This window comes from Acinetobacter sp. 228, assembly GCF_048147885.1.
In genome coordinates this window covers 1-1,037 of the sequence record NZ_JAYWYV010000594.1, presented here as the reverse complement: position 1 = coordinate 1,037, position 1,037 = coordinate 1, and the positions used below count along the sequence as shown (strand labels likewise).

Annotated in this window: 2 protein-coding genes; both read left to right on the top strand. The window is 38.1% G+C overall.

What is annotated here, in order from left to right; translation table 11 throughout:
* The coding region (locus VXQ92_RS21100; RefSeq protein WP_416683082.1) for an FKBP-type peptidyl-prolyl cis-trans isomerase at nt 1-598 on the top strand (598 nt) is incomplete at its 5' end.
* A 51-nt stretch (nt 599-649) separates the two neighbouring features.
* Nucleotides 650-1,037, top strand: a 388-nt coding sequence (locus tag VXQ92_RS21095; RefSeq protein ID WP_416683081.1) for an FKBP-type peptidyl-prolyl cis-trans isomerase N-terminal domain-containing protein, incomplete at its 3' end; no start/stop codon positions are given.

Genomic DNA, 1,037 nt, shown 5'->3' with positions numbered 1-1,037 from the left:
AATTCAAAAAATCAGTTATGTTCTTGGGTATGAAGTTGCTCAACAAACCCCTCCTGAGCTGGATACCAAAGCATTTGTTCAAGGGATCCATGATGCGCGTAATAAGCAGCCTAGTGCTTATACTCAAGAAGATTTAAAAGCTGCCGTTGCTGCTTATGAAAAAGAGTTACAACAAAAAATGCAGCATCAAGACAAACCTGAGCAAGCGGGTACAGCTACTGACTCTGCAGATGCACAGTTCCTTGCAGAAAACAAAACGAAAGCTGGCGTAAAAACTACTGTATCAGGTTTGCAATATATCATTACTAAAGAAGGTACTGGTAAACAGCCAACTGCTCAGTCTGTTGTAAAAGTACATTATGAAGGTCGCTTAATTAATGGACAGGTTTTCGATAGTTCTTATAAGCGTGGTCAACCAGTAGAATTCCCGCTTAACCAGGTCATTCCGGGTTGGACTGAAGGTCTTCAACTCATGAAAGAAGGTGGAAAAGCGACTTTCTTCATACCATCAAATCTTGCATATGGCCCACAAGAGCTTCCTGGAATTCCAGCAAACAGTACACTGATTTTTGATGTAGAACTCATTTCAGTGAAATAATAACAATCCAGGAGAGTCGTTATACTCTCCTGTTTTTTTTTGGAAAATGACATGAAAAAAATCAGTTTGGTTATTGCAGCGTCAACGATGAGTTTATCTGTTTTTGCTGCTACACCGATAACAAATAAAAGCCCGGCAAAAGATCAGTTTAGTTATAGTTATGGTTATTTAATGGGCCGTAATAATACTGATGCGTTAACAGATTTAAATCTTGATATTTTTTACCAAGGTTTACAAGAAGGTGCTCAAAATAAGACAGCACGCCTAAATGATGAAGAAATGGCGAAAGCAATTAATGATTATAAAAAAACATTAGAAGCTAAACAGCTAGTCGAATTTCAAAAACAAGGTCAACAAAACGCTCAGGCTGGTGCAGCTTTTCTGGCAGAAAATGCTAAAAAATCTGGTGTGATTACGACTAAATCAGGTCTGCAATATC